Below are 24,247 nucleotides of genomic sequence, written 5' to 3'. Positions count from 1 at the left end.
CTAATGATTCAGATTCCCTGGTATCAGAACTTAAAGAACGCTGCACTAGGCACCAGCGCCATCATTCTGTGAAGAATGGCTGTGTGGGTTCCATGTAGTCGCGACATCTCCACCTGTCTACCGACAACGACTTCAGCGAAGTCAGCGCCCTGCGTCAGCAGATCGGTTGACCTGTCTCCCACTGTCCTGCCCCCGCTGTGTACTGTATGGACATCATGATGACCTGTCGCCCGACGCTGGCCCTGTCCTGTTTCATGACCCTTTCTGCCGGTGTGGGGGCGGCGTCCACGCTGCCGGTCAACTTCAACGCCCTCAGCAACCCCGGCCTGCTCAGGGGCAACCCGGACCTGGATTTTCCTGCCCTGAACGCGGCGCAGCGCGCGGCCCTCGCCCGGCAAGGTTTCGTGATCGCCCCTGCTGGGTGGCGGCAGTTCGACGCGGTGTACGAGGCCACCCGGTACGCCGAGCAACCGGTCTTCGTGACCACGGACTCGGTGCTGCACATCTACCATCTGGTCTTCGACAAAATGCTGCGCGATCTGGAACGCGAGACCCTCGCGCCGGCGGCCCAGCAGCTCACGGCGCGGCTGGTGGGAGGCGCACAGAAACAGTTGAAGGCGCTGCGCAGCACGCCACTGGAAGCCGACGCGCGGCGGGCGCTGGCTTACCTGGCCGTCGCGCAGAAACTGGCGGACCCGGCAGCCCCGGTGCCGGCAGAAGTCGCACCGCTGGTGGCCGCAGAGTTGAAACTGATCGACGCCCACGCTGGAGCCGCGCCCTCACCCATCTTCGCGGCCTCGGAGATGCTGGAAGACTATTCGCAGTATGTGCCGCGCGGACACTACACCCGTTCCGAGACACTGAAACGCTACTTTCGCACGCTGACCTGGCTGGGCCGCATCAACCTGCGGGTCACGAAGCCTGACGAGACGCGCACGGCGGCGCTGATCACGAACCTGCTGACCGGAGACGCTCAGGCGCAGAAGCTGTGGGCGCGCCTGTACGATCCCACCGCGCTGCTGATCGGCGCGAGTGACGATCTGAACTACCGGCAGTACGCCACGGCCCTTCAGACGGCGACGGGTGGCAACATTCGCAAGCTGGGCGAGGCAAGCACCCTGACAGCATTTCAGGCGGCCCTTTCCAAGCTGCCGCCGCCCCGCGTCAACAGTGTTTTCGTGGTGGCAAAACCCGGCGAGGGCGCAGACGTCCGCCAGCGCGAGACGCTGGGCTTCCGGTTGCTGGGACAGCGCTTCACGCTGGACGGCGCGGCCCTGCAACAACTCGTCTACCGCGAGGTGGGCACCCAACAGAAGCCGCGTGCCCTGCCGCGTGGCCTGGACCTGCTCGCCGCCCTGGGCAGCGGCGCCGCGCTGAACGAGCTGGGAAAGCTGGGCGACACCGCCTACGCCAACTACGGCCCGCAGATGACCAAGACCCGCACGCAGTTCGCGGCCCTGAAACCCGCCGACTGGAACACCAACGTCTACAGCGGCTGGTTGTACGTGTTGCAGGCGCTGGCCGCACCCGAAGCGCGTGACAGCCGCTATCCGGCCTTCATGCGGACGCCCGCGTGGACGCGCAAGGAAATGCTCACCGCGCTGGGATCGTGGACCGAGCTACGCCACGACACACTGCTGTACGCCAAACAGGTCATGGTGGAGATGGGTGGGGGCGAGGAACCCGAACACCCGCGCGGCTATGTGGAGCCGAATGCCCAGGTCTGGACGCGGCTGCTGGCGCTGGAGGCCCTGACCCGCCGCGTCCTCACCGATCAGAACATTCTTTCCGAGCGCACCGACAACAACCTGACGCAACTGCGCGACATGCTGGCGTTTCTGAAGACCGTCAGCGCCAAACAACTGGCCGGGCAGCCCTTGAGCCGTGACAGTTATGACCGTATCCACTTCTTCGGCGGCTGGCTGGAGCAGCTCAAGATTGCCAGCACCGATCCCGAGGGTGGGGACGAGGGCGGCGCCCCTTCCTTCGATGAGCAACCCTACGCGGGCGTGGTGGCGGATGTGGCGACGGCGGGTGGCCTCGCGCTGGAGGAGGCCACCGGCACCATCCACGAGGTGTACGCCGTGGTGCCGGACGGGCGCGGCGGGCAGCAGATCGCGCGCGGCGGCGTGTACTCGCAGTACGAGTTCACGGTTCCTGTCTCGCAGCGCCTGACCGACGAGGCGTGGCGCGCGCGGCTGAAGGCGGGCAAGCTGCCCCCGCTGCATCCGTGGCTGGACGGCATCGTGGTGAAGTGAGGGTCAGGACGTGAAGGCCAGCGCCGCGCTGCTGCCAGTCCTCGGTCTGCTGGCCCTGACTTCTGGCGGGCGAGAGGAAACCGCGCCACTGACGTTCGCGCTGGTAGGAGACGTGAGCGTGGGGCGCGGCGTGGCCCAGAAGAACGCCACAGACTGGAACGTGGCTCTCTCAGACGTGCGGGCGGCGCTCAGGGCCGACGCCACCTTCGGCAACCTGGAATCGCCGCTGACCACGCAGGCCCATCAGGGGCGCGGCCTGGACCTGCGCGGACCGCCCGCCGGGGTAGCCGCACTGAGCGTCTTCACCCACCTCGGCCTGGAGAACAACCACACGCTGGACGGCGGCGTGGAGGGACAGACACAGACGCGGCAGGTTCTGCGGTCAAGCGGCGTAACCCCAGTCACGCGCGGGCTGAGCATCACGCGGGTGCGCGGTGTTCCTGTCGCCTGGGTTGCGTTTTTCGATGACGGCCACACGCCGCCTCCCCTGGCGGCCGTCCGGGAGGGTGCGCGGCAGACACAGGTGGTGGTGGTCGGCGTCCACTGGGGAACAGAATACGGGCCGGTCACGGCGCGGCAGCGCCAGTTGGCCCGCACCCTAGCCGCAGCGGGGGCGGACCTGATCGTGGGCAGCGGGCCGCACGTCCTGCAAGGCCACGAGCGGATAGGCACGGCGCTGGCGCTGTACAGCCTGGGCAACCTGCTACTGGATCAGCCCTACCCGGACGCGCGCGTGGGGGCGGTGGTGCGGGTCACGCGCGAAACGACGGGTTGGAGCGCCTGCGCCGTGCCCACCCGCTACCGGGCAGGACGCGTCTCGCCCGCCAACAGACAGGAGCGCCCCCGGATTCTTGCCCGGCTGGGGCTGGACGCGTGCGCGTGAAGCTCTGGCTGCCTGCCCTGCTCCTCGCGGGTGTCGCGCTGGGCGGTGTTGCGTTGGCTGGGGGAGGCGCGGGCGGCTGGCGCACGCTGCGCGCAGACGGCACCCTGATTCCCGCCGGGGCGCTGCGATCTCCTGCGCCCTGTCCTCCTCTGCGCCTGCCTGCGTCCTGGGACGTACGCTCGCAGGTCTACGCCGACGTGACCGGCGACGGCAGCCCCGAATGCATTCTGGCGGTGTGGCGGCCCTGGCGTGACTGGCCGATCACGCGCTGGTCAACGTCTGGCTCACCCATTACCACCAACCACGACGCGCGCGGCGACAGCGCCCACATTGCGGTCCTCAAGCCTGGGCCGGGCGGCACCTTCCGTGACGTCTGGGTGGGCAGCGCGCTGCTTCAACCCGTTACGGCCCTGACCGTGTTGCCGGATGGATGGCTGGTAACGCTGGAGGGCCGCTACGCCAGCGGACGGGACGCCCCGTCGGTGGCCCTGAGCGAGTGGAGCTGGACCGGCTTCGGCTTCCAACTGGACCGCCGCCTATCGCTCACCGCACAGCAGCTCAGCACCGACGCTGCAGGGTAGCCTGCCATGCGTTGACCACCAGCGGTGTAGCGGAACGGAGCCGAAAGTCCAAAATACGTGCCCTGTACACAGCAGTAGAAGGCTGGAATCATAACTGACATGCCTGACATGAGGGGCGTCCGGGGCGTACCCCCGGACGTATGCAATCACCCTCACTCGACAGTTTCCGCTGCCTCAACCCCGCCTGTCCAGCCGCTGGACAGTCAGGTCTCGGGAATATTCGTCACCGCAAGTGGTACGACACGCGCTCAGGGCCGCGCCAGTTGCTCCGCTGCTCGACCTGCGCTCAGGAATTCAGTGAACGCAAAGGCACCGCCCTGTGGAACGTGAAGCTCCCCTGTGAGCGGGTGGAGAGCATCGTGGAGCACGTGACGCGCGGGAACAGCTTCAAGCAGACCGCTGAACTCACCCACACCCACTGCACCACCGTCTCCCGGCTGGCGTGCATCGCAGGCGAACACGCTGCGCGTGTTCACGATCAACACGCCCAGGATCTACACGTGACGAGCCTCCAGGCCGATGAACGGCACGGCTTCGTGGGGCGTAAGAATCAGCCGTGCTGGGAGGCTACGGTCATCGACCCACGCTCGAAATTCATCGTGCAGAACGCGCTGGGGACACGAACGACCGATCTGGCGGTGAGGTTGCTGTTCGGCGCACGTTCCCGGCTGCGCGAGCCACATGGGACCCTACTCTTCACAGATGGCTGGCTCCCCTACGAATCGCTGTTCCCTGCGGTCTTTGGTCGGCCTGACCAGCCCCAACGTCAAGGGAAGCGTGGACGCTTCCCCAAACTTCAGTACCGCATTCCCCGGACTTCAGGGCACGTGCGCATCATCAAGATGTATCAAGGCAAGCGCGTAGTGGACATCCGCATCGAACGCGTCGCTGGCTCCCAGCAGCGCGTCAATCAGGAGCTGGCCTCTCTCGGCGACAACACCCCCAACACCTCGGCAGTGGAACGGCACAACGGTACAGCCCGACGCATGAATCCGCACCAGATCCGCAGAAGCCTCGCGTTCGCGAGGCTTCCCCACGTCCGTCAGACGGTCAGCGATCTGGTGGGTGGGGTTTATAACATCTGTCGGGTGAACTGGAGCCTGCGAGTCAAGTTGAATGAACCGGTGGGGCGTCGTCAATATGCACAACGGACGTCGGCAATGGCCGTCGGGATCACGGACACGGTGTGGAGCGTGCTGCGCCTGCTCAGCACCGTGGTCCTGTCGAACCCGTGTCGATTATGATTCCAGCCTTCTACCGATTTTGCCACCGTAGGAAAAAAGCCATGAAGAACGCTCTCAAGTCAGCGATACGGTGTCCATTAACCCGGCTGGGTGCTGGAATTTCGATCTCCCCGATCAAATCTGTCGGGCCGCCAGGGTCAGCAGGACGCGCGCCTCAGAGTGAGCGGCGCAGAACGACTTCGGTTTCGAGGAGCGTGAGGGACACGTCCTCTGGATCGTCCGCGACACTCAGGAGGGTGTCGGCCATGCTTTCCATGCTGTAGGAGATGGTCGTCAGAAAGGGCCTCACGTGGTGGAGTAGCGACTCCACGTTGTCGTACCCCGCGAGGCCCAGATCATCCTGAACGTGCTGGTTATCGCCAGTCTCGTACAGTTGCTGCATCAGTTGGCGCAGCACCACGTCCGAATACCCGAGCAGCGCCATGCGCTGACCTGCGGGCTGGCCACAGACCTCGGTCCACAGGTCGCTCACGACGCCTTGCAGACCGCAGGAGTGCCGGTGTTCCAGGGCACCAGGCACCGAGTCAAGGTTTACAAGCAGCGTGGCCGCATTGTGCATGCCGTGATCGGCAAGCCACTCAGCGGTGCGGTGTACGTCGACGTCTGGAGCAAGCCAGAGCTTCAGATCCGGTTGCTCGCCGCGCCGCGCTAGGGCCCGCGCAACCCCCTCAAGGCGTGCGCAGGCGATCCAGCGTCCCTCGGTGAAGTACCCCAGGTGCATTGCGCTGTAGGACTGGTCCATCGCCCGCAGGGTGAGCTGCTCGTAGGCGTCCACCCAATCCGGCGCAACGCTCGCGGCCTGCTGGTGGTGGCCGACGACCACGACCCGGCGGCCAGCAGCATTCAGCGACGCGACCTGCTTGTCGATGCGGTCACTTTCCCACAGGATGACCAGGTTGGTGATGCTCGACTGTGCGATGTCGGGCAGCAGCCAGTCGGTGGGAACAGGCGCGATAACGGGGTGCAGGCCACGCGCGCTGACGGCCTCGCTGAGGACGTGGATCAGGGAAGTGTAGTACGGGTTAGCAAGGTGGTGCATCTCCGGGCAGATGGCAACCACGTTGCCCCGGCTGGTGCGTCTGCAACGGGCCACCATGTCCGGCTTGTACCCGAGGCGGGCCGCTTCACGGTTGATGGCATCAAGGATTTCTGGACGCACGAGGTGCCGGGCGTCTGGCCGGTAAGCGCGATTGACCGTGGCGACAGACGTGTTGGCAGCCATCGCCACGCGGTCACGCATGGTGATGCTGTACTGCAATTCATGCGCACTGGTGTTGACCAGGGATGTTATGTCAGCGTCAAGGTTATTCCTCATGGCCAGGGCGGATCTCACCTGCTCTGGAGTCAGCCCGGCATTTCCAGCAATTCTTATGAGATCGCGGTTGGAAATTGATTTTTTCATGTTCCCCCTGAGCGCATAAAGTGGCGAGGACAGCCGCGTTGTTTTAACCCTTCTTATGGCCAACTCACTTGCGTCTCAGTGCATCATCTTCATGAGGCGTGATCAGACCGTGATCAGTCCCATGAAACCTGCGGGAGCAAAGACTTTCTCCGGGCACTCACAACTGATGGACTCAGTTTTTTACCGTATGGAACGGCAACTAGAGGTATTGTCGAGAACAGGGTGCGTCTCAGGGAGCAGCAGATGCCGATGCAGCAGATGGATCACGAATATCCATCTGAGGGGCTGAATCAGGGACAGGCTGTAGAAGATATGATACGCCCCAGGGAATACAGAAAGGGCCGCGCTAACTTTCCATCCGAAGCGGGTCATGACGGCCAGAAGTGCACTGAAGACGACCCAGAGCCGTATCTCATAGACCAGCGCTCAGATGACGGAATCGTACGGTTTGAGCGGGGGCGGCGCACTGGCCAACGCGACGGGCGTCTGCTCGGGGGCCGCCGTGTCCATCTGGGCATCGGCCACGTGGCAGGGGGTGTTGGTAGTCATGGTCATGTCCTCCTGGGACCGATGCTCCCGCGTTGCGTGGGCCAGCTCAGTTCGGCGCGTGTCCCGACGTAACCGCCGTACTGGACGGGGCTGCGGGGCCGACCAGAGTGGCCCGGTGGGCAGCCGTAACCCGCAGGGCATGCAGGGTGCCCTGCACGATGGCGCGTGCCTGCGGCCACTCCCGCTTGATCAGCCGCTTGACGAAGTACCACCCCAGGCCGCGCAACAGCGGAACGGCGGGGATGCGGCTGTGCTTGCGGTAAAACACCACGGTGCTCTGCGAAAAGTACCGCTCGAAGGTGACGGACTTGCGCTTCACGGTGTTCACGCCGGTGCTCGCCCCGCCCAGGTGCCACACGGTGGATTCCGGGGCCACAGTCAGCGTCCATCCGGCCCGGCGCAGGCGGAAACTGAAGTCCGCATCTTCCCAGTACATGAAGAAGCGCTCGTCAAGGAGTCCTACCTGCGCAATCGCCGTGACCCGCACGAGCAGGCTGGTGCCGGCAACGAAATCGAAGCGTTCCTCGGGCACGGGCGCAGTGAACATCTGCGCCCGGCCAGCCCACAGGTCGATCCAGCCGCCGCCGTACGCCTGGACCCGATCCGTGCCCATGTCGTACAGCACCGACGCGGCGGCACCGACCTGCGGACGTGCCCGCAGAATGTTCACCAGCGCGTCCAGCGCGCCCGGATCGACTAGGGTGTCATTGTTCAGAAACCACACGTACGCTGGCTCGCCCGTCTGCAACGCAAAGCGGCAGCCGGCGTTGTTCGCAGCCGTGAACCCCACGTTGACCGGCAAAACCAGCAGGTCGGCGGCGGGCACATGCCCTTGCAGGCGCGCGACGGAATCGTCGAAGGACCCGTTGTCGACCACCACGACGCGCGCCAGCGGGGTGTGCAGGGCGCTCAGAGACGCCAGACATGCCAGCGTGAGATCCGTCTGGTTGTAGTTGATGACCACCACAGTGACGGTGGGCGAATGCAGTTCAGTCATGGGCCTCCTTGAAGTCGCCTACGGAACCGGGCGGCGTGGGGCGGGAACGGGGGGCAGCGTGAAGTGACCCTCTGGCTGTGGAAGGAGAAATGGACTGCGGGCGGCGGCATAGGTGCGGGCGGCGGCCTGACGGGAGCGGGCGAGCAGGAAGGCCCCGCAGAGGGTCATCATGAAATTCCAGTCAGCATTGGTGAACACGATGGTATAACTGCCGATCACGGCAATGAACACCAGCGTCAGGCCGAGAGACAGCGCGAGCGTGGATCTCAGGCGCCAGCGCAGGGCCGTGAGTGCTGGCAGCGCCAGCCCGCCTGCGGTCAGCAGTGTCAGGCCTAGGTAACCGAACGTCCACTGGATGGAGTGGTAAGAGTAGTGCAGTTCATTCGTCACCTCCCATGGATTGGGCGACTTGATGTCCTCAGGAATGGAGACGTTTGTGCCGATGCCCAGCCAGCGCTGCTCACTGCTCTGGATCAGTGTGAAGGCGAGCTGCGCCTGCTCGGCCCGCCAGTCGATGTTCTTGGTGTCGAGGCTGAAGCGTTCCTGCCCGCTGTACTGCTCCACGGTGCGGCCCACCGCGAGGCCAGCAGGCGTGGTCGCCAGGCCAACTGCTGCGGCGAGCACCAGCAGCGCCGCGCTGAGCAGCGCCCGGAAGCGTCGCTGCACCGTGACGTGCGTGGTGACCCAGCGCCCAGCGATGTACAGCGCCAGCAGGGCGAAGGTGGTGAGCAGAAAGCCGCGCGTGAGACTCACGCCCAGTGCCGCCAGGAACATCAGCGCGCGCGCCACTTCCAGGCGGACGCCCATCCCGCGCGTCAAGGCCCGGTCGACGGACATGACCAGGCCCCAGAACACCAGAGCGACTCCCGGGTAGAACACGCGGGCCAGCGGGCCAATCTTCTCGTAAATGACCACGTCGTCCCACAGACTCGCGGCACCCGAGCCGGAGCGGCCCGGAAACACGCCGGGAATTACAAAGGCGATCAGGGTGCGCAGGGCGATGACCGTGGCGAGGATCAGCAGGGTCCGCTCGATCCAGGTGTCGTTGTGGTGCAGGCACCAGCGGTACAGCGCCGGAAACAGCAGCAGTGGGGCAAACTTGTAGAAATAGCTGAATGCCCCCACCAGCGGCTGGCCAGTGGTGTACAGGAAGATGAAGTACCCGTAGGGCAGCAGGCCCAGCACCAGCAGCAGTACACCAGGCAGCGGAATTCGCGGCATCTTCAGCAGCGCCCACGCGGCCCACGCCCAAGTCAGGCCCAGCCACCCGAGCAGCGCCGCGCTCGCCACGCCCGGCGCGATCCGCGACAGGTTCCCGAACACCGACACGGTGCCGAGGTACAGACTGAACAGCGCGGCGTGTCCCCAGAAGTCCAGTTGGATGCGCGGAATCCGCACGTTACGCCCGCTTCAGCGTGGCGGGCACGTCACGCTGGGTCAAGTAGTACGCAGCGCTGAGGGCAAGCATCACGGCCACCTCGGTCACGACCACGGCACCGGCCATCGCCAGCGGGCCGCCGCGCGGCACCAGCCACACCACCAGTCCGGCGTTCAGACTGGCAGCGCCCAGGATGGTGAGGTTGAAGGTGCTGTCCATGCCGCGCGGCAGCAGCCAGAACAGCCCCAGCACCATGTTCACCGCGATGACCGCCGGGAGCAGCCCCAGCACCTGGAGCAGCGGGATGGCCGGTTCGTACCCCGGACCGAGCAGAAGCCGCACGAGCAGCGGCGCGCCCAGCACCGACACGGCAGTAAGTGCCGCGCCGGCCCCCAGCATCAGCCGCATGCCGGTGCCCAGCGCGGCGCGCGCTTCGGGCAGCGGCGCTTTGCCGAGGCGGCTGTAGCGCGGAAACAGCGAGCGGTACATGGGGGTGAGCAGGCCCTGGAAGGCCCGGGCGATGCGCTCCGCGCCGGTGTAGTACCCGACCAGTTGCGGGCCGACGAACAGCCCGAGCAGGAACACGCCGCTGGTGGCGTACAGACTTGACGCGGCCCGGAAAATGAACATGCTCGCGCCGAGCCGCAGCGTCTGCATGATCGCCGCAGCGCTTGGCCACGACAGCGGTGCCCGCCGCGTGGCCAGGCGCAGGCACACCACAGCCGACGCGAGCGCTGCTGCGCCCTGTACGGCTGGCACCCGCCACGCGTCGTCAGGGCCGGCCACAACCACGAAGATCAGACCAGTGCCGACCGCCTTGAGGGCGATGTCGATGCCCGACACACGCGGCAGATCCTCCAGGCCCTGAAAAAACCACATCACGTTCAGGGCCTGCGAGGCGGCCCACCCGAAGCTGATCCACAGCAGCGCCGGGTGGGCGCGGAACGCCGGCACAGCCAGTTGCGCGCCCAGCGCGAGCAGTGCCGCCGCCACAGTCAGCATGACCTTGGCAGTCACCACACCTGAGAGCAGGGTGCCCAGCGCCGCGCGGTCCCCCTGCACCCGGGCCGCCTCGCGCGTGCCGCTCAGCTCAAAGCCGTACTCGATCAGCAAGGCGAGCAGCAGCGCGAAGGCCTGCGCGACCGCCAGCGTGCCCCACGCGGCTGGCCCGAGCGTGCGTGCCAGAAAGGGCGTGGTCAGCAGCGGCAGCGCGTACGTGACCAGATGCACGCCGTAAAGCGCCGTCATGTTGCGGATGACCTGGGGCAACAGCAACTGCACTCAGGACCTCACTTTGGCGGGCATCCTGTGGGCGTTCGCGTCGTAGCGCTGGTCATAGCCGTATCCGTAGCGGGCCACGGTGTCTCTGGGGTTGACCTTGTTCAGGGCCACACCGACGACGTTGGCATCCACCAACAGCAGGGCGTCCATCAGCCGCTGCACGCTTGCTACGGGTGCGCGGCCCGCTTCCAAGACCAACAGCACGCCGTCTACATGCGGGGCCAGCGTCAGGGTGTCGGCCATCGCGAGGGCCGGAGGGCAGTCCACCAGGATCAGGTCATAGCTGCCCCGCCAGCGCTCGATGGCCTTGCAAAAGCTCGCGCTGCTGATCTGGCCCGGCACGCTTGACGTGGCCTTGGGAGCGATCAGGTGAAGGTGTTCGCGCAGGCGACGCGCTTGGGCGATGTCCGGCGTCGCGAGCGAGGTGACCACGTCGCGGCTTTCCTCGTTCGGAAAGGGATTGGCACCGGGAAGATTGACCCAGTCTGCGGCGTGCGCCGCCATCTGCCACAGCCCCACCTGTGTTGGGCGGCGCAGATCCGCGTCGATCAGCAGCACGCGGTCGCCATGCGTGGCGCGCGCGTCGGCAATGGCAGCCGCGACACTGGACTTGCCGTCCCCGCTGAACACCGACGTGACCAGCACCACCGACGCGCGCCCGTCCTGCGGCGGCAGCACGCTGCGCAGGCCCGCAGACAGGAATGACACGCTGTCTGACCAGCGGCTCTGACGAAGCGTAACCAGCAGTGAGCGTCCGCGCCGCTGGGTGCGCAGCCGTGGTACCTCGCCGATCAGGCGCAGGCCCAGACCTTTGATGTCGTTGTCGGACGTGACACGCCGGTTCAGGGACGCCCACACCATCACGCCCGCAGAAAGCAGCACGAAGGTGAATGCGCCGACCAGCACGCCGTTGCGCAGGGGTTTGGGAGCGATGGCAGTGATCGGCGTGGCGGCTGGCGCAACGATAGTCAGCGAGCCCACCACGGCCTTTTGCAGGGCCATCAAGCGGTTAAGCGCGTCCAGCCGGTCCGAGCGCTGGGCAAGCAGCCCCTGCTGGGTGGGGGTCCGCGTTAAGCCCACCAGGCCACTCAGATCCAGGCGCCGCTGGATGTCGGCGACCTCGAGCCTGAGGACTTCGGCTGCCGACGTGACCTTCACCAGGCCGCGCCGGGCGTCCCACGCCAGCAGGGAGTCGCCTGCCAGGTTGGCGAGCTGCGCCGCCACAACCGGGTTCTCATGCACGGCGCTGAGTACGAAGGTGCCGTTGCCGAAGAGGTCGGACTGCCCCGAGATGCTCAGGACAGTGCTCTTGCCGCTGGCGATCGACTTGTACAGCGCAGCCTTCAGCGCCTCTCGCTGCGTGGTGTCCAGCTCTGAGATTTCATTCAAGCGTCCAATCACGACGCCTTGCACGCCCTTGCTGTTGAGTACGCCTTTGATGGCACCGGGCGGCAGCGGCGGCGCGCTGACGAGCGTGTCATTCACCCGCTGGTTGCCGGTCTGGGTACCGGCCGAGAGGATCATGATCTCGCCCTCATACAGCGGCTTCTGGTTCTTGAAGAGCGAGTACGTGGCCACTGCGGCCAGCACCGACAACACCACGAGCAGCGCCGCGCTGCGGCGCAGCGCCCGGAACGATTGGCTCAGGTCAAGGTCTTCAGTCGTCGGTGGCATGTAAAGGCGTCCTCCTGTCCGGGGTCTGATCGGTGAAACGAAGCGGGGTGGGCATCAGGACAGGTAGAGGCCGCGGGCGCGGCGCCGTGGCTGGCTGGCTGGCCGCGACGACGCCCACGCACACCCACATCCACAGGGCGGTGCCGGGTACGGCCGTGGCGTTGCCGTCCCAGATGCCGGCGGTCCACAGCGGGACGAGGCCGCTGAGCAGGCACCAGCCCAGCGGGTCGAGCCTGCGCAGCGGCAGCGCCGCGCCGAGCATGGCCAATACGTACAGCCCCAGGCCCACCGCGCCGAGTTCGATGGCCATCTGGTAGTAGTCGTTGTGGGCGTAATTCACAAAACCGAAGGCGTGGTCATTGGTGCCGTCCGCCACGGCTGGGCGGTACCTCGGCACGGTGTTGACGAAGCCGCCGGGGCCGACGCCGAACACGCCGGCATGTTCGGCGGCCTGCTGATCCATCGTCCACAGGGCCTGGCGCTCCAGGATGAAGCGGTCGACGGATTTGGTCTGTGTGCCGCGCATCACGGCGTCCAGCGTGGCGCGGCCTGGATCGCTACCGAGCAGCCACACGCTGCCGGCCAGCGCCAGCATGACGGCGGCAAGTGCGAGCGCGCCCGTCACGCGGCGCCAGTGCCACAGCGCGGCGCAGGCAGCCAGGGCACCGGCCAGCAGCGCTGTCGGCATGCTCGAGGAGTTGGTGAACGGCAGGGACGCCACGAGGATCAGCGCCGATACCGCGCCGAGGACCTTGAACGGCCGCGCGGCGAAGCCCACGCCCCACACGGCGACGGGCACAGCCAGCGTGACGAAGCCGGCGTAATGGCTGGGATGGTAGTACAGCCCGGTCAGTGCGCCCGGATCCGAGCGCAGTGTGAAGCCCCCGGTGAAGTGCTGGAGCGCGACATACGCCGCCATGATGGCCACCACCACGACCAGGCCCTGCGCGAAGACCCGCCGCCGCCGGGCGTCCGCGAGCAGGGCGCGCGCGCTGACGGCGCTCAGGATGGTGGCAACCATCAGCGCGCCCTGCTGCCGGGCACCGAAGTGTTCAGGTGCCTGCGCGGCGCTCAGCACGGTCCACGCGGCCAGGGTGATGGCTGCGGCGAGCCACAGGTTCACGCGGCCCCATGTCACGGCACCGCGCCGCGCCGCCAGCGTGGTAGCGAAGAACGTCACGGCGGCCAGGATGACCAGGCCGGCGCGGCCACCGTCGAAGGCGCTGCCCTGCGCCAGCGGTGCCCACGCGGCCGTGGCACCCAGTGCGGCCATGCCCAGCCGCGACCAGCCGTGGCCGATGTGGGGGCGCGTCATGGCGTGCCCAGGCGACGCTCTGCGTCCTGTGAGTACTCGTTGGCGTCAATGGCCCCGGCGGCCCGGTACTGCGCGAGCGCGCCCGGCACGTCTTGAGCGGCCTCGAGGGTCTGCGCGTAGGCAACGTGCAGGCCCGGGCTGTGCGGATCGCGGCTCAGGGCGTCACGGTACGCCGATCCAGCCTCGCCGAAGCGGCCCGCGACCATGAGGGTGCGGGCCAGTTCCGCGCGGGGCACCGCGCTGTCTGGGTTGAGGGCTGCGGCGCGCCGGTACGCGTCCAGAGACTGGGCAAGCTGCCCGGGCTGCTGCTGGAAGACCCACGCGGAGCGGGCAGTCAGCGCCAGGTCCGACCACGCCTGCCACGCGTCCGGCGCGGCGCGCAGGGCTGCCGTGAGCACGCGGCGCGCGTCGTCGTAGCGGCCATCCTGCCGCGCCAACGTCGCCTCGGTACGCGCGCGGCCCACCGTGAAGCCCTGGAGCGCCGTAATGCCCAGCGCAGCGCACAGGGCCGCGCTGGCAAGCACCGGAATGGTCGGAGGCACCACTGCCGCTCAGCGCTTCGGCGTGATGGGCGTCACGGGCTGTGCGGCGGCCAGCAGCAGGCGGTTGACGCTCAGCGGATCGTCCAGCAGCGCGTCGAGATCCGACGCCAGATTCAGCCCCATGCCCCTGACGAGTGCCAGCGCGGACGCGGCCGTGAGCGGCTGGCCATTCACGCTGGACACGCAGCGCACCTCCAGCAAGACCAGGGCGCGGACGCCGGGGCTCAGCGGAGCCGCCTGGAGCTGCCCGAGACTGGCCGCACTGACGCACTTTTGCTTGCTGCGGAAGGCAGTGGCGACGTTGCTGCTGGCGACGTTGCCAGTGAATATGCTGGCTGAGAGGCTCACGCCGCTGGCCCGGCCCAGCCGCTCGACGTACGTGCGGGCCTGGCCTGTGAGGGGCGCAGCGGTAGCGGCAGAACTCAGGATTAGGGCGGTGACGGCCATCAGGATCTTGTTCATGGGAACTCCTTGCCCGCACGCGGGATAGGCACATTTTGCCCATGAGTTCGTAATGAGCAGCCGTTGCTCATTTTTCATCTTCTCCATAGTGCCCTCACCAGCCAGAGGGAACCGTCCTCCATCACGCCGCGCCCACCTCCCTCTAATGAGATCCGACTGAAGGAGCCTGATCATGATCCAGTCCAGCCACCTCATCCAACCCATCAACCTTGCCCAACGAGGAAGCCAGCCGTGAAGGCCGTGATTCTTGCCGGTGGACTCGGCACGCGTATCAGCGAGGAAAGCACCATCCGGCCCAAACCGATGATCGAGATCGGCGGCCGCCCAGTGCTGTGGCACATCATGAAGATCTACTCCGCGCACGGCATCAACGATTTCGTGATCCTGTGCGGTTACAAGCAGTACATGATCAAGGAGTATTTCGCCAACTACTTCCTGCACATGTCCGACGTGACGTTCGACATGCGCAGCCACGACACAAAGTTCCTGTGCAATCACGCCGAGCCGTGGACCGTGACCCTGGTCGACACCGGCGAGGACACCCTGACTGGCGGGCGGCTGCGGCGCGTACGCCAGTACCTCGGCGACGACACCTTCTGCTTCACGTACGGTGACGGCGTCGGCAACGTCGATATCACCGCCACTGTCGAACACCACCGCGCCCAGGGCCGCAAGGCCACCATGACCGTCATGCAGCCGCCCGGACGCTTCGGGGCAGTGGGCATGGAGGAGGACGGCAGCGTGCTGGCCTTCCAGGAGAAACCCGACGGCGACGGCGGCTGGATCAACGGCGGCTTTTTCGTGCTGGAGCCGTCCGTGATCGACTACATCGAAGGAGACCACACCACCTGGGAGGCCGAGCCGCTCCGCAACCTCGCCCGCGACGGCGAGCTGTCGGCATACCGCCATCCGGGTTTCTGGCAGCCGATGGACACGCTGCGCGACAAGCACCACCTCGAAGAGTTGTGGCGCGGGGGCAAGGCCCCCTGGAAGGCATGGTGACGCGCCACGACTTCGTGATCGTGGGCGGCGGCATCGTGGGCCTGGCCACCGCCTACGCGCTGGGCACCCGTCACCCGGACGCCACGCTGCTGCTGATCGAGAAAGAGGACGATGTCGCCCAGCACCAGACCGGACGCAATTCCGGCGTGATCCACAGCGGCATCTACTACGCCCCCGGCAGCCTCAAGGCCCGGATGTGCCGCGCCGGCAACGCGTCCATCACCGCGTTCTGCGACGAGTACGGCCTGCCCTACGACCGCTGCGGCAAGGTGATCGTCGCGACCCGGCCGGAGGAGCGCGCCGGCCTGGAGCGCCTGCACGCCCGCGCAGTCGAACATGGTCTGCCTGTGCGTCGGCTGGACGCGGGAGAAGTGCGTGAGATCGAGCCACACGTGCAGGCCGTCGCCGGGCTGCACCTGTCCATGACCGGCATCGTCGATTACGCCGCCATCTGCCGGACCCTGGCGGGCGTGATCCTGGCGCGCGGCGGACAGTTGCGCTTTGGGACCGAGGTTACTGGCGTGCGTCAGGACACCGGCGGCTACCAACTGGAGACCAGCGCCGGCCCGGCAGCCGCGCACGTCCTCGTCAACTGTGCGGGCCTGCACAGCGACCGCGTCGCGCGCATGGCCGGGGCCGATCCACAGAGCCAGATCGTGCCGTTCCGGGGGGAGTACTACGAACTGCGCCCCGAGCGCCGCCACCTGGTCAAGCACCTGATCTACCCGGTGCCAAACCCGGACTTTCCGTTCCTGGGGGTGCATTTCACGCGCATGATCGACGGCTCGGTGCATGCCGGTCCGAACGCTGTGCTGGCCTTTGCGCGCGAGGGCTACCACAAGACCGCCCTGAACCTGCGTGACCTCGGCGAGTCGCTGCGCTACCCCGGCTTTCAGAAGCTCGCCCGCAAGAACGTGCGCGAGGGAGCCATGGAGATGTGGCGCTCGCTGTCCAAGGCGGCCTTTGTGCGCAGCCTCCAGACCCTGATTCCCGAGGTCACCGCCGACGACATCGTGCCCAGCAAGGCCGGCGTGCGCGCCCAGGCCCTGACCCCTGGCGGGCAACTGGTCGACGATTTCCTGCTCGTCGATGGCCCCTCGGCGCTGCATGTCTGCAACGCGCCCTCTCCCGCCGCAACGTCGTCGTTTGAAATTGGCCGCACCATCGCCGCGCGCGTTCCCGTTCCGGCACACCTCAGCGCCGCCCACCACCCCGGAAGAAAACAAGGAGCACTGCTATGAAGATCCTGGTCACCGGCACGGAAGGCTACCTCGGCTCCCTGCTCGCTCCCGAACTCCTGCGCCTGGGACACGAACTGCTGGCCGTGGATACCGGCTACTACAAGGCCGGCTGGCTGTACCACGGCGAGGGTCAGACGCCGCGCACCCTGGCCAAGGACCTGCGGCACATCGAGGCCGCCGACCTGGAGGGCATCGACGCCGTGGTCCACATGGCCGAGCTGTCCAACGATCCGCTGGGGCAACTGCTGCCGAACATCACCTACGACATCAACCACGCTGGTTCGGTGCGCCTGGCCCGTCTTGCAAAGGCGGCGGGCGTGACGCGCTTCGTGTACATGTCGTCGTGCAGCGTGTATGGCGCCGGCGGCGCAGACGTCAAGGACGAGACTTCACCCGTCAATCCGCAGACCGCCTACGCGGAGTGCAAGGTCATGGTCGAGCGCGACCTGCTGCCTCTGGCCGACGACACCTTCAGCCCGGTGTTCCTGCGCAACGCCACCGCCTTCGGCGCAAGCCCCCGCATGCGTTTTGACATCGTCCTGAACAACCTCAGCGGACTCGCGGCAACCCAGAAGCAGATCAGCATGACCTCCGACGGCACCCCCTGGCGTCCGCTGGTCCACGGCCTGGATATTGCCCGCGCCATCATCTGCGCGCTGACCGCGCCGCAGGAAAACGTTCACGGCCAGGTGTTCAACGTCGGCAGCAACGAACAGAACTACCGCGTGCGCGAGATTGCCGAGGTCGTCGCGGGGGCCTTTCCCGGCTGCGGCCTGAGCTTCGGTGAACCCGGCGCGGACACCCGCTCGTACCGCGTGAACTTCGACAAGATCCACAGTCAGTTGCCCGGCTTCCGTTGCGAGTGGAACGCCGAGCGCGGCGCGCAGCAGCTCGCGGCCCTGTTCGCCCAGATTGGTCTGACGGCAGAGATCTTCGAGTCACGCGGCTTCACGCGCCTCAAGCAGCTCGAATACCTGCTCTCCACCGGGCAGATCGACAACGACTTCTACTGGCGGCCCCTGCCCGTCCCCGCGCCCGCCCGCGAAGGAACCCCCGCATGATCTTCACCGAAACCAAATTGAAGGGCGCGTTCATCATTGATCTGGAGCTGCGCGAGGACGAGCGCGGCGGCTTTGCACGGACGTTTTGCATGAACGAATTCGAGGCCCACGGCCTGAAACCACAGGTGGCGCAGTGCAACCTCAGCTTCAACCACCGCGCCGGCACGCTGCGCGGGATGCACTATCAGCTCGCCCCCGCCGCCGAGACCAAACTGGTGCGCTGCACGCGCGGGGCGATTCTTGACGTGATCGTGGACCTGCGGCCCGGCTCGGACACCTACCTGCAACACGTCGCTGTGGAACTGAGCGAGGGCAACCGCCGCGCCCTGTACGTGCCCGAACTGTTCGCGCACGGCTACCAGGCGCTGACCGACGGGGCCGAGGTCAGTTATCAGGTGGGCGAGTTCTACACCCCCGGCTCCGAGCGTGGGCTGCGCTACGACGATCCGCTGCTGGGCATCGCGTGGCCGCTGCCGGTCAGTGTGATCTCGGAGAAGGACGCCGCGTGGCCGCTGTTGACCCAGGCCGCTGTGAATGCTGGGTCCATGCGCGCCGGGGAGGTACTGGCATGATCATCGTGGACACCGCACTGGCCGGGCGTGAGGCGGAGGGGCGGCCCATCCGGGTGGGCATGATCGGCGCGGGCTTCATGGGCCGGGGCGTCGCCAACCAGATTATCAACTCGGTGCCGGGCATGCGGCTGGTGGCCATCTCGAACCGCCACCTGGCCGGGGCCGAGCGCGCTTACCGGGAGGCCGGGCTTGAGCCGATTACCGTAGGCAGCGTAAGCGCGCTGGAAGACGCCGTGCGTGCCGGAACACCCGCTGTGACCGAGGACGCCGGCCTGCTGTGCGCCTGCGAGGGGATCGACGCATTGATCGACATGACCGGCGCGGTGGAGTTCGGCGCGTGGGTCACGCTGGAGGCCTTCGCGCACGGCAAGCACGTCATCACCATGAACGCGGAACTCGACGGCACGGTGGGGGCGATCCTGCAACGCCGCGCGGAGGCCGCCGGCGTAATCCTCACCGCCGCCGACGGTGACCAGCCGGGCGTGCAGATGAACCTGTGGCGCTTCGTGAAAAGCATCGGCCTGACGCCGCTGGTGTGCGGCAACATCAAGGGGCTGCAAGACCCCTACCGCACGCCCACCACCCAGCAAGGCTTCGCCGAGAAATGGGGCCAGAACCCGTACATGGTCACGTCCTTTGCGGACGGCACCAAGATCTCCTTCGAGCAGGCCATCGTCGCCAACGGCACTGGCATGACGATCGAGAAGCGCGGCATGCGCGGCACGGATTTCCGCGCTCACGTGGACGGCCTGGTGAATGAATACGACGTGGAGGCGCTGCGGGCACTGGGCGGCGTGGTGGACTACACCGTGGGCAGCCAGCCGGGGCCGGGGGTGTTCGTCCTCGCCACGCACGATGATCCCAAACAGCGCCATTACCTCAACCTGTACAAACTCGGCGAGGGTCCGCTGTACTCGTTCTACACCCCGTACCACCTGTGCCACTTCGAGGTGCCGCTGACCGTTGCGCGCGTCGTGCTGTTCGGCGACGCGGCCCTGCGCCCCGTCGGTGCCCCGACGGTGGACGTGATCGCCACTGCCAAGTGTGACCTGAAGGCCGGCACCGTGATTGACGGTCTGGGCGGTTACCACACCTACGGGCAGTGCGAGCGCGCGGACGTGACCGCCGGCCAGCGCCTGCTGCCGATGGGCCTGGCCGAGGGCGCGACCCTGCGCCGCGCCGTATCCAAAGACGCCGTGCTGACCTACGACGACGTGACGCTGCCCGCCGGCTCGCTGGCCGTGCGCCTGCGCGCCGAGCAGGACGCGCTGTACGCCGGCGCGGCCCTGCAACCCGCGTGACGCTCTCCGCCCATCCCCCCCGTTCTGGAGGACACCGACCGTGACCCAGCTCGCTCCACTGAACGACGCGCGCCCACCGGACCTGCTGACCGCCGACCAGGCCGACACCCCGGTCGTCCGCGCCCACATGATCAACACCAACCGCCTGAGCCGGCGCGCGGCCATGAACGGGGCCGCCCTGGTCGCCAGCGATTTTGTGGTGCTGTGGCTGGTGTCAGGCCTCGTCCTGAGCTTCGTGGTGGAGCGTGAGGCGACGCTGCCTGGTCAGATCGGGTTTACCAGCACCTGGCTGATCGCCGCCATCGTTCTGCGCTCCTATCCCGGCTACGGTCTGGACGTCAGCGAACGCCTGCGGCGCAGCATGATCTCGGCGTGTGCGGCGCTGCCCAGCCTGATCATCGCGGCGCTGGTGACCCCGCATCTGGGCATGACCGGGCTGGGGACGCTGCTGCTGTGCCTGCTCGCCTGCCTGCTGCTCACGATCCTCGGCAAGACCCTGGTTCGCATCACGCTGCGCGCCCTGAACATCTGGGGGGTGGACGTCGCCGTGATCGGCACCGGCGAGTCCACCCGCGACATCAACGAGGTCCTCAGGAACGACTGGGAACTCGGTTACCTGCCGGTGGACAGCGGCATGGCAAAGCTCGCCATCCTCGCAGTGCCCAACATTCCCTACGCCATGCGCGACCGCCTGCTCGACGGGCCGCTCGCCAGCTTCCGGCAGGTGCTGGTGATGGTCAGCCAGCCGGCCTCCGACAGTTGCTGGGCGGGATCGTCGTACCTGGGACCGTTCAGCGTGATGGAAGTCCACCGCCGGCACCTGGAACCCAGCGACCTGCGCCAGAAACGCGCGCTGGACCTGCTGCTGGTCGTGCTGTTCATGCCCCTGATCGCCCCGCTGCTGCTGGTCATCGCCGTGGTGGTGGCCCTGGACTCCCCTGGCCCGGTGCTGTACGGTGCGCCGCGCCTGGGCCGGGGCGGACGGTCCTTCAACTGCCTGAAGTTCCGCACCATGCACGGCGACGCCGAGGACAAACTGGCAGCCCTGCTGCAAGCCGATCCCGAGGCGCGGGCGTACTACGCGCATTACCACAAGCTGCGCGACGACCCGCGCATTACCCGGGCCGGGCGCTTTCTCCGCAGCGCCAGCTTGGATGAACTCCCGCAGCTCCTCAACGTCTTTCGCGGCGAGATGAGCCTGGTGGGGCCGCGCCCCTACCTGCAACGGGAAGTCAGCGAAATCGAGCCGTACACCGAGGTGATCTTGTCCTGCCGGCCCGGCATCACCGGGCTGTGGCAGGTTTCCGGGCGCAGCAGCACCAGCTTCAAGGCGCGCGTGCAGCTCGACTTGCAGTACGTCCGGCGCTGGAGTCCGTGGCTCGACCTGACCCTGCTGATGGCAACCGTGCTGGTCACGCTGCGCCGCCGGGGTGCGGCGTGAGCCGCCCGCTGAGGGTTACGGCGGTGCTGCCCGCGCTGGCCGGCGGCGGCGCGGAGGTGCAGATGGCCGAACTGCTGCGCGCCCTGCCGGATTTCGGCATCGAGTGCGAGCTGGTGACGCTGCTCAGCGCGCCGGTGGACGCGGATCTGCACGCGCGGCTGGGCGTGGAGCATCTGCGCCACACGGACCTGGCGGTCGCGACGCGTGGGGGCAGCGGGCAGGGGGCGCTGCGCGCCGTGCGGAACGTCGTCCAGGCACGCTCGGCCCTGGCCGCCCACCTGCGCCGCAGCGCCCCGCAGGTCGTGTACAGCCGCCTGTGGTACGCCGGTGTGGCCGTCGCCAGCCTGAACCGCCGCGCGCACGGCTTCGCGCACGTCGCCAACGAGGAGAACGCCCTGAGCAATCTCGACGACGCCGGCCCCATCAAACGGCAGGCGCGCGTCCGGGTGATCGCGCAGGCGGACCGCTGGGTGGTGCCCACCCACGGCCTGCTGCGCGAGTTCGTGGGTGCCGGTGCGCCGGCCACGGCGGGACGCGTGATTCACAACGCCACGCCGCTGCCCGCAGCGTTGCCCCCGCGCTGTGGCGGCGCGGCCCGCTTCGCCGCCATGGGCCGCCTGGTGCCCGCCAAGGGCTTTGACCGGCTGATCGACGCGGCCGCACAGCTCCGTGACGGCGGCGCGGAATTTACGCTCGACATCGCCGGCGAGGGGCCTGAACGCGCCGCGCTCATGGCCCGGATCACCGCGCTGCGCCTGGACACCCATGTGCGTCTTGTGGGCTTCTTGCCCGATCCGCTGGCGTTCCTGCTGGAGCATGACGCCTTTGTCCTCGCGTCCCGTTCCGAGGGCTTTGCCAACGTGCTGGCCGAGGCCATGGCCTGCGGCCTGCCCACCGTCGCGTTCGACATCGACTACGGCCCCAGCGAGCTGATCGTCCCTGGGGAAACTGGCCTGCTGATTCCCGACGGCGACGGGGCCGGCCTGGTCCACGCCCTGAAGCGGCTCGCCACGGACCCGGAGTTGCGGGCACGCTACGGCGACGCTGGCCGCGCCCACGCCACACGGCATTTCTCTGTAGCGAGCATGGCCGAGGCCTTTGCCCAGACGTTTCACGACGCGGCTGCCTTGCAGCCCCAGAAAGGAGGCGAATCTTATGTGCGGCATCCTTGGTACCGTTTCTAGTCTGCCGCTGACCGGTCCCCCCGAGGCCCTGCACCTCGGCGCGATCCGCCACCGTGGCCCGGACGCCCAGGCCAGCGTGCAGGTGGGCAGCGCCCGCCTGGGCCACGCCCGGCTGAGCATCATCGACCTGGCCGCCGGCGCGCAGCCGATGAGCGACGTTCATGGCCTGGCGACCATCGTCTTCAACGGCGAGATCTACAACCACCGCGAGTTGCATGACGAGTTGCAGGCGCGCGGCCAGCGTTTCGCCACGCGCTCGGACACCGAGGTCATCGTGGCCGCCTACCTGGCGTGGGGCGTAGCGGGTTTCGCCCGGCTGCGCGGCATGTTTGCCGCCGCAGTCTATGACCACCGCGACGGCAGCACCGTGCTGGCCCGCGATCCTTTCGGCATCAAGCCGCTGTTCTGGGCGCGCAGCGCCGACGGCTCCCTGGGCTTCGCCTCGGAACTCGGCGCGCTGTTCACGCTGCCGGGCCTGCGCGCCGAACTCGACTACACCTCGGTCCTCGATACCCTGACGTACCGCCACACCTTCGGGCTGCACACCCTGTATGCCGGGGTGCAGCGCCTGGAACCCGGCACGGCGCTGGTCGTCGCGCCGCGCGCGAGTTCGGCCATTCACGTGCAGTTCAGCAGCGTCACCGAGGAAGTCGAGCGCGCCGTCGCCGGGCAAGCTGGTGCGGTGCACACTGGCCGCAGCGCCACCACCGACGACGTGCGTGGGCGGGTGCGCGACAGCGTCGAGCGACATACCCTGGCAGACGTGCCGCTGGGCTGCTTTCTCAGCGGCGGCCTGGATTCCAGCGTCGTCGCCAGTCTGCTGGCCCAGCCCGGCGGCGAGACCGTCAACGCGTACTCGGTGGGCTTCGAGGGGGCCAGCAGCGAACGCAGCGAACTGCCCTACGCCGAACTGGTCGCCAAGCATCTGGGCCTGCGGCTGCATCCGGTCACGGTCGGTGCCCGCGACTTCCGAGAACTGGCTCCGCAGCTCTCCGGCAGCCTCAACGGACCGTTTTCTGAACCGGCGGACATCGCCATGCTCAAGCTCGCGCAGCGCGCCGCGCAGGACGTCAAGGTCGTGCTGTCTGGCGAGGGCGGCGACGAGGCCTTTGCCGGCTACCCCAAATACGCCGCAGACGCATTCTCAAGCACCCTCGGCCCGGCGCTGAGCCTGGGCCAGCGCTGGCTGGGACGCCGCAACCGCCTGGGCATCGCCGCCGACGCCCTGAGCCAGCCTGACCGCACCGCGCGGTGGATGCGCTGGTTTGCCAACAACGACGCGCCGGACAGCCTGGTCAGCGGCCTGCTGCTCGCCGGCGCGCACCCGGACCGCGCCCGGCAGTGGGTGGGAGACCGCGTGGCCCGCTACCCGGCAGGCTGGGACGACATGCAGCGCATGCAGGTACTGGACCTGGAGGCCTGGCTGCCCAACAACCTGCTGCACCGGGGCGACTACACGACCATGCAGGCCTCCATCGAGCAGCGGGTGCCGCTGCTCGACCGGGAACTGACCCCGTGGGCCGTCGCGCTGCCCCGGCAGATCAAGGTGCGGCGCATGAAGGGCAAGGCCCCGCTGCGTGACGCCTTCGCCCACGCCCTGCCGCGCGAGGTGCTCGACCGGCCCAAGAGCGGCTTCCGGCTGCCGCTGGGCGAGTGGATGACCACTGACCCGCAGCTCTCGGCCATGACCCGCGACCTGCTGCTCTCGCCACAGGCACAGGTGCGCGCCTTGATGGACGCCCGGCAGCTCGAGACCCTGCTGTCCCCGGCCACGCTCGCACAGTCCGGCGGCGCGAAGCTGGCCTGGACGGTCCTGAACCTGGAACTGTGGCTGCTGGCCGTGCGCGCCCAGGGCGTGCCCGCATGAGCCAGCCTGCCC

The 24,247-nt window shown here is 67.6% G+C and carries 21 protein-coding genes; 12 read left to right on the top strand and 9 right to left on the bottom strand.

From position 1 onward, the window contains the following. Positions 1-254: 254 nt before the first annotated feature. The 4 genes from Q319_RS0123850 to Q319_RS28525 all read left to right on the top strand — a co-directional run bounded on the left by Q319_RS0123850 (position 255) and on the right by Q319_RS28525 (position 4,966). Positions 255-2,258, top strand: a complete 2,004-nt coding sequence (locus Q319_RS0123850; RefSeq protein ID WP_245619461.1) for a DUF3160 domain-containing protein — start codon at positions 255-257, stop codon at positions 2,256-2,258. 10 nt (positions 2,259-2,268) lie between these two features. Next, positions 2,269-3,141 carry a CapA family protein gene (locus Q319_RS0123845; RefSeq protein WP_029484846.1) on the top strand — a complete coding sequence of 291 codons (873 nt, stop codon included), beginning with the start codon at positions 2,269-2,271 and terminating at the stop codon, positions 3,139-3,141. Beyond that, positions 3,138-3,722: a hypothetical protein gene (locus Q319_RS25240; protein WP_034416846.1), complete on the top strand. Its 585-nt coding sequence runs from the start codon at positions 3,138-3,140 to the stop codon at positions 3,720-3,722. The genes Q319_RS0123845 and Q319_RS25240 overlap by 4 nt, the downstream gene beginning before the upstream one ends. 140 nt (positions 3,723-3,862) lie before the next feature. Beyond that, positions 3,863-4,966, top strand: a complete 1,104-nt coding sequence (locus Q319_RS28525) for an IS1 family transposase (protein ID WP_211252428.1) — start codon at positions 3,863-3,865, stop codon at positions 4,964-4,966. Positions 4,967-5,120: 154 nt separating this feature from the next. On the opposite strand, the gene Q319_RS0123825 is transcribed toward Q319_RS28525, so the two are convergent. From Q319_RS0123825 to Q319_RS0123785, 9 genes are all read right to left on the bottom strand, one after another. Beyond that, on the bottom strand, positions 5,121-6,281 hold the full coding sequence (locus Q319_RS0123825; RefSeq protein WP_162178721.1) for a substrate-binding domain-containing protein: 1,161 nt from the start codon (positions 6,279-6,281) through the stop codon (positions 5,121-5,123). Positions 6,282-6,794: 513 nt separating this feature from the next. Further along, complete coding sequence (locus Q319_RS29020) at positions 6,795-6,917, bottom strand: hypothetical protein (RefSeq protein WP_281173860.1); 123 nt, start codon at positions 6,915-6,917, stop codon at positions 6,795-6,797. 46 nt (positions 6,918-6,963) lie between these two features. After that, positions 6,964-7,914: a glycosyltransferase family 2 protein gene (locus tag Q319_RS25235; RefSeq protein ID WP_051655744.1), complete on the bottom strand. Its 951-nt coding sequence runs from the start codon at positions 7,912-7,914 to the stop codon at positions 6,964-6,966. Positions 7,915-7,932: 18 nt separating this feature from the next. Continuing rightward, positions 7,933-9,312, bottom strand: a complete 1,380-nt coding sequence (locus Q319_RS0123810; RefSeq protein WP_029484842.1) for a hypothetical protein — start codon at positions 9,310-9,312, stop codon at positions 7,933-7,935. Between the two features lies 1 nt (position 9,313). Further along, positions 9,314-10,573, bottom strand: coding sequence for an oligosaccharide flippase family protein (locus Q319_RS0123805; protein ID WP_051655743.1), 1,260 nt, complete (start codon positions 10,571-10,573; stop codon positions 9,314-9,316). Next, positions 10,574-12,247 carry an AAA family ATPase gene (locus Q319_RS0123800; protein WP_029484840.1) on the bottom strand — a complete coding sequence of 558 codons (1,674 nt, stop codon included), beginning with the start codon at positions 12,245-12,247 and terminating at the stop codon, positions 10,574-10,576. After that, positions 12,231-13,562, bottom strand: coding sequence for an O-antigen ligase family protein (locus tag Q319_RS0123795; RefSeq protein ID WP_029484839.1), 1,332 nt, complete (start codon positions 13,560-13,562; stop codon positions 12,231-12,233). Before Q319_RS0123795 ends, Q319_RS0123800 begins: the two co-directional genes overlap by 17 nt. Further along, positions 13,559-14,104 (bottom strand): tetratricopeptide repeat protein, encoded by a 546-nt coding sequence (locus Q319_RS0123790; protein ID WP_162178720.1) that lies wholly within the window; start codon positions 14,102-14,104, stop codon positions 13,559-13,561. Before Q319_RS0123790 ends, Q319_RS0123795 begins: the two co-directional genes overlap by 4 nt. A 9-nt stretch (positions 14,105-14,113) precedes the next feature. Beyond that, positions 14,114-14,566, bottom strand: a complete 453-nt coding sequence (locus tag Q319_RS0123785) for a hypothetical protein (protein ID WP_029484837.1) — start codon at positions 14,564-14,566, stop codon at positions 14,114-14,116. Positions 14,567-14,797: 231 nt separating this feature from the next. On the opposite strand from Q319_RS0123785, the gene rfbF reads away from it, so the two are divergent. The 8 genes from rfbF to asnB are packed head-to-tail and all read left to right on the top strand — an operon-like array spanning position 14,798 to position 24,235. Further along, positions 14,798-15,568: a glucose-1-phosphate cytidylyltransferase gene (gene rfbF / locus Q319_RS0123780; RefSeq protein ID WP_029484836.1), complete on the top strand. Its 771-nt coding sequence runs from the start codon at positions 14,798-14,800 to the stop codon at positions 15,566-15,568. After that, positions 15,562-16,809: an L-2-hydroxyglutarate oxidase gene (gene lhgO / locus Q319_RS0123775; protein WP_029484835.1), complete on the top strand. Its 1,248-nt coding sequence runs from the start codon at positions 15,562-15,564 to the stop codon at positions 16,807-16,809. The genes rfbF and lhgO overlap by 7 nt, the downstream gene beginning before the upstream one ends. Further along, on the top strand, positions 16,806-17,870 hold the full coding sequence (locus tag Q319_RS0123770) for an NAD-dependent epimerase/dehydratase family protein (RefSeq protein WP_029484834.1): 1,065 nt from the start codon (positions 16,806-16,808) through the stop codon (positions 17,868-17,870). The genes lhgO and Q319_RS0123770 overlap by 4 nt, the downstream gene beginning before the upstream one ends. Then, positions 17,867-18,442: a dTDP-4-dehydrorhamnose 3,5-epimerase gene (rfbC, locus tag Q319_RS0123765; RefSeq protein WP_029484833.1), complete on the top strand. Its 576-nt coding sequence runs from the start codon at positions 17,867-17,869 to the stop codon at positions 18,440-18,442. The genes Q319_RS0123770 and rfbC overlap by 4 nt, the downstream gene beginning before the upstream one ends. Continuing rightward, complete coding sequence (locus Q319_RS0123760) at positions 18,439-19,743, top strand: NAD(P)H-dependent oxidoreductase (RefSeq protein WP_029484832.1); 1,305 nt, start codon at positions 18,439-18,441, stop codon at positions 19,741-19,743. The genes rfbC and Q319_RS0123760 overlap by 4 nt, the downstream gene beginning before the upstream one ends. Before the next feature lie 40 nt (positions 19,744-19,783). Beyond that, the gene (locus Q319_RS0123755; RefSeq protein ID WP_051655742.1) at positions 19,784-21,184 is read left to right on the top strand and encodes a sugar transferase; all 1,401 of its coding nucleotides are present in this window, start codon (positions 19,784-19,786) and stop codon (positions 21,182-21,184) included. Further along, positions 21,181-22,368: a glycosyltransferase gene (locus Q319_RS26025; RefSeq protein ID WP_156039592.1), complete on the top strand. Its 1,188-nt coding sequence runs from the start codon at positions 21,181-21,183 to the stop codon at positions 22,366-22,368. Before Q319_RS0123755 ends, Q319_RS26025 begins: the two co-directional genes overlap by 4 nt. Beyond that, on the top strand, positions 22,340-24,235 hold the full coding sequence (gene asnB / locus Q319_RS26020) for an asparagine synthase (glutamine-hydrolyzing) (RefSeq protein ID WP_051655740.1): 1,896 nt from the start codon (positions 22,340-22,342) through the stop codon (positions 24,233-24,235). The genes Q319_RS26025 and asnB overlap by 29 nt, the downstream gene beginning before the upstream one ends. Positions 24,236-24,247 lie beyond the last annotated feature (12 nt).

It is taken from the genome of Deinococcus marmoris DSM 12784, assembly GCF_000701405.1.
GTDB classification, from domain to species: Bacteria; Deinococcota; Deinococci; order Deinococcales; family Deinococcaceae; genus Deinococcus; species Deinococcus marmoris.
The sequence above is the reverse complement of the archived record's forward strand: the minus strand, read 5'-3'. Positions and strand labels throughout refer to the sequence as shown.

Bases quoted from the DNA above. Each gene is read 5' to 3' on its own strand.
- Q319_RS29020 (WP_281173860.1), bottom strand. From the start codon at position 6,917: ATGACTACCAACACCCCCTGCCACGTGGCCGATGCCCAGATGGACACG.
- Q319_RS0123770 (WP_029484834.1), top strand. From the start codon at position 16,806: ATGAAGATCCTGGTCACCGGCACGGAAGGCTACCTCGGCTCCCTGCTC.
- Q319_RS0123785 (WP_029484837.1), bottom strand. From the start codon at position 14,566: ATGAACAAGATCCTGATGGCCGTCACCGCCCTAATCCTGAGTTCTGCC.
- Q319_RS0123760 (WP_029484832.1), top strand. From the start codon at position 18,439: ATGATCATCGTGGACACCGCACTGGCCGGGCGTGAGGCGGAGGGGCGG.
- Q319_RS0123795 (WP_029484839.1), bottom strand. From the start codon at position 13,562: ATGACGCGCCCCCACATCGGCCACGGCTGGTCGCGGCTGGGCATGGCC.
- Q319_RS25235 (WP_051655744.1), bottom strand. From the start codon at position 7,914: ATGACTGAACTGCATTCGCCCACCGTCACTGTGGTGGTCATCAACTAC.
- lhgO (WP_029484835.1), top strand. From the start codon at position 15,562: ATGGTGACGCGCCACGACTTCGTGATCGTGGGCGGCGGCATCGTGGGC.
- Q319_RS28525 (WP_211252428.1), top strand. From the start codon at position 3,863: ATGCAATCACCCTCACTCGACAGTTTCCGCTGCCTCAACCCCGCCTGT.
- Q319_RS0123850 (WP_245619461.1), top strand. From the start codon at position 255: ATGACCCTTTCTGCCGGTGTGGGGGCGGCGTCCACGCTGCCGGTCAAC.
- Q319_RS0123800 (WP_029484840.1), bottom strand. From the start codon at position 12,247: ATGCCACCGACGACTGAAGACCTTGACCTGAGCCAATCGTTCCGGGCG.
- Q319_RS0123825 (WP_162178721.1), bottom strand. From the start codon at position 6,281: ATGAGGAATAACCTTGACGCTGACATAACATCCCTGGTCAACACCAGT.
- rfbC (WP_029484833.1), top strand. From the start codon at position 17,867: ATGATCTTCACCGAAACCAAATTGAAGGGCGCGTTCATCATTGATCTG.
- asnB (WP_051655740.1), top strand. From the start codon at position 22,340: ATGTGCGGCATCCTTGGTACCGTTTCTAGTCTGCCGCTGACCGGTCCC.